This window comes from Vineibacter terrae (assembly GCF_008039615.1).
Taxonomy (GTDB): domain Bacteria; phylum Pseudomonadota; class Alphaproteobacteria; order Reyranellales; family Reyranellaceae; genus Vineibacter; species Vineibacter terrae.
Map to the genome: position 1 here is coordinate 1 of NZ_VDUZ01000105.1, position 3,657 is coordinate 3,657.

Sequence of the window (3,657 nt, forward strand, 5' to 3'; positions counted from 1 at the left end):
CGGGGCACGGATCCTCGCTTGGTGCTCTGGGCACTGGATCAATGGGTGGCTCCCGGCAGGCGGCCCGACCCGGTCACTCTAGACCGGGCCTCTTGCGCTTCAACTGGTACAGGGATCTCCTGCGAATGGTACTGTGCGTCCCACGCAGGAGATCCCTCGCTGCGCTCGGGATGACGGATGTATCAGCGACCTGCGATTCCCCGCGCTAGGCGATGGCCTCGGCGAGGTCCGTCATCGTCGGCACCAGCAGATCGGGCTGGTGCGGCGTGATGCCGAACGGCCGGCTGCGGCGGTCGATGAAGGCGGTGCGCATGCCGGCCGACTTCGCGCCGATGCAGTCGAAGGCGTGGTTGGCGACGAACAGGATCTGGTCGAGCGGCAGCCCGACGCGTTGCGCCGCCTTGGTGTAGGTGGCGACATGCGGCTTGAACGACTGCGCCAGCTCGACCGAGATCACGTCGTCGAAGGCGATGCCGTGATGGCGCTTCGCCGCCTCCAGCATGTCGGGGTCGCCGTTGGACAGCACCACCAGCCGGTAGCGCGTGCGCAGCCGCGCCAGCGCCGCCGGCACCTCGGGGAACGGCTTCAGCCGCTCGATCTGGGCCACGAGGTAGCGCACCTCGTCCATCGAATAGGCGATGCCGGCGCGATCCATCACATGGGCCACGGCTCGGTGCCCGATCTCGCGGTAGGGCGTGTGCTCGCGATGCAGCAGCGCATCGATCATCGAGTTCTCGAAATGGGTGCGCCGCCACCACGTCACGAAGGCGTTCGGGCTGCCGGTCCAGCCCTTGCGCTTCAGGAACGGCGTCGCGGCCTCGGTCAGCCCACCCTGCATGTCGACGACGGTGCCGTACTGATCGAACATGCAGACCTTCACGGTCTGCCTGATGGCGTCCACTGCCTCGTTCATGGCCGACGATCTCCTCAACCGCGCGCGTGCGGGCTCAGCGCTTCAAGGCCATGGTCATGCCGTCACCGACCGGCAGCAGGCCCAGGTCGATGCGCTGATCGTCGCGCAGCTTGGCGTTGAGCGCCCGCAGCGCCAGGGTGTCGGCCGAGTGGTCGTCGGGATCGGCGACGGCGCCGTTCCACAGCACGTTGTCGATCAGCATCAGGCCGCGCGGACGCAGCAAGGTCAGGCAGCGCTCGTAGTAGGCGTCGTAGTCGGTCTTGTTGGCGTCGATGAACGCCATGTCGACATGGCCGGCCAGACCGCTCGCGATCAGCTCGTCGAGCGAGCGCAGCGCCGGCCCGATATGCAGCTCGATGCGGTCGGCGACACCGGCCTCGTTCCAGTAGCGCCGGCCGATGCGCGTCCATTCCTCGCTGACGTCGCAGGCATGCAGCTTGCCGGTGGGCGGCAGCGCCTCGGCCACGCACAGCGCCGAGTAGCCGGTGAAGGTGCCGACCTCGACCGCCAGGCGGGCGCCGATGGCGCGCGCCAGCAGCGCCATGATCTGCCCCTGGTCAGCGGCCACCTGCATGACGCCGCCGGGCAGCTTGGCGGTCTCCTCGCGCAGCCAGCGTTTGACGTCGCTGTCGCGCAGCCAGTGCGCGTCGACATAAGCATCGAGCCGCCCCGTGATCTGCGTCCGCTTCGACATGTCGCCACTCCAATACCGAGCCGCGGAGCGGATAGATTGGCACGGGGTGCCGTTGCCGGCTAGCATTGCAGGTCCGTTCCGACACTGCCCGCGAGACCTTGCATGCCCGATGCCACCGTGACCGCCGACGTCGCCGCGACCGATATCTTCATCGAGCGTGACGTGCCGGTGCCGATGCGCGACGGCGTGCACCTGGCCACCGACATCTACCGGCCGGCGGTCGATGGCCGGCCGGTGGAGGGGCCGTTCCCGGTGATCCTCGAGCGCACGCCGTACGGCAAGGCCATGACGAGCCGCTCGGAACGCACCGCCCGGGACGCAACGCCGCGCTCGCGCCGCGACGTCGCGGCGGTGTTCGTGCGCGAGGGCTATGTCGTGATCTACCAGGACACGCGCGGCCGCTACGGCTCCGAAGGCCGGTTCGTGAAGTATCTCAGCGACGGCGCCGACGGCTACGACACCGTGGCGTGGATCACGTCGCAGCCCTGGTGCAACGGCAAGATCGGCACCATGGGCCTGTCCTACGCCGCCCATACGCAGAGCGCGCTGGCCTGCCTGAACCCGCCGGGCCTGGCGGCGATGTTCCTCGATTCCGGCGGCTTCTCCAACGCCTACCAGAGCGGCATCCGCCAGGGCGGCGCCTTCGAGCTGAAGCAGGCGACCTGGGCTTTCAACAATGCCCTGGTCAGCCCCGAAATCGCGGCGTCGTCGCTCAAGCGCAAGGCGATGGGCGCGGTCGACCTGCGGTCGTGGTTCAGGCACATGCCGTGGAGCCGGGGCCATTCGCCGCTGGCCCTGGCGCCGTCCTACGAGGACTATCTGTTCAAGCAATGGGAGCAGGGCAGCTTCGGCGACTACTGGAAGCAGGTCGGCATCTACGCCGAAGGCGCCTACGACACCTATGCCGACGTGCCGGCCGTGCACATGTCGTCATGGTACGATCCCTATCCGCGCACGGCGGTCGAGAACTATCTCGGGCTGAAGGTGCGCAAGACGAGCCCGGTGCGCCTGATCCTGGGGCCGTGGACGCATGGTGACCGCTCGCTGAGCTGGGCCGGCGACGTCGATTTCGGGCCCGCCGCGACGCTGGACGGCCAGCTCGCCGAGGATTTCCTGGCCCTGCGCCGGCGCTGGTTCGACCACTGGCTGCGCGGCATCGACAACGGCGTCGGCGACGAGCCGGCAGTGCATCTGTTCGTGATGGGCGGCGGCTCCGGGCGGCGCAACGCCGAAGGCCGGCTCGACCATGGCGGGGCCTGGCGCGCCGCCGGCGACTGGCCGCTGCCCGGCACGTGCTTCACCAGCTACTACCTGGGGCCCGATGGCACGCTGGCGCCGACGCCGCCCACCGCATCCGATCTTGCCTGCCGCTTCGACTACGACCCGCGGCAGCCGGTGCCGACCATCGGCGGCGCCATCTCGTCGGGCGAGCCGCTGATGGTGGGCGGCGCCTTCGACCAGGTCGAAGGCCCACGCTTCTTCGGCTCCCGCGAGCCCTACCGTGCGCTCGCCGAACGGCCGGACGTGCTGGTGTTCCAGACGCCGCCGCTGGCCGAGGATGTCGACGTCATCGGGCCGATCACGGTGACGCTGTGGATCGCCTCCGACTGCCCGGACACCGACTTCACCGCCAAGCTGATCGACGTGCATCCGCCCGGCACCGACTATCCGGACGGCTTCGCGATGAACCTCACCGACGGCATCCTGCGCGTGCGCTATCGCGATTCCTGGGAGCACCCCAGCCTGATGACGCCGGGCGACGTGCAGCGCATCACCATCACGGCGTTCCCGACCGCCAACCGCTTCCAGCGCGGCCATCGCATCCGACTCGACATCGCCAGCAGCAACTTCCCGCGCTTCGACCTCAACCCCAACACCGGCGAGCCGGAAGGGGCATGGCGCGACACCCGCGTCGCGCGCAACACGGTCTTCCTCGACCGCGAGCGGCCGTCTCACGTCGTGCTGCCGATCGTGCCCATCGCCTCATGAGGCCGGGCCGCGCCGCTCCAGCGGCGCCTCTTGGTGTTGTGGAAGAGCGCCGCTGGAGCGG

At 69.2% G+C, this 3,657-nt stretch carries 3 protein-coding genes; 1 reads left to right on the forward strand and 2 read right to left on the reverse strand.

Annotated elements, in window-relative coordinates; genetic code table 11:
- Window positions 1–205 precede the first annotated feature (205 nt).
- Complete coding sequence (locus tag FHP25_RS40360; RefSeq protein ID WP_147852667.1) at window positions 206–913, reverse strand: haloacid dehalogenase type II; 708 nt, start codon at window positions 911–913, stop codon at window positions 206–208.
- 34 nt (window positions 914–947) lie between these two features.
- Entirely contained in the window at window positions 948–1,607 is a 660-nt protein-coding gene (locus FHP25_RS40365) for a class I SAM-dependent methyltransferase (RefSeq protein ID WP_147852668.1), read from the reverse strand.
- 102 nt (window positions 1,608–1,709) lie between these two features.
- Here FHP25_RS40365 and FHP25_RS40370 point away from each other — a divergent pair, with 102 nt between their 5' ends.
- Window positions 1,710–3,596, forward strand: coding sequence for a CocE/NonD family hydrolase (locus FHP25_RS40370; protein ID WP_147852669.1), 1,887 nt, complete (start codon window positions 1,710–1,712; stop codon window positions 3,594–3,596).
- The last annotated feature ends 61 nt before the right edge of the window (window positions 3,597–3,657 follow it).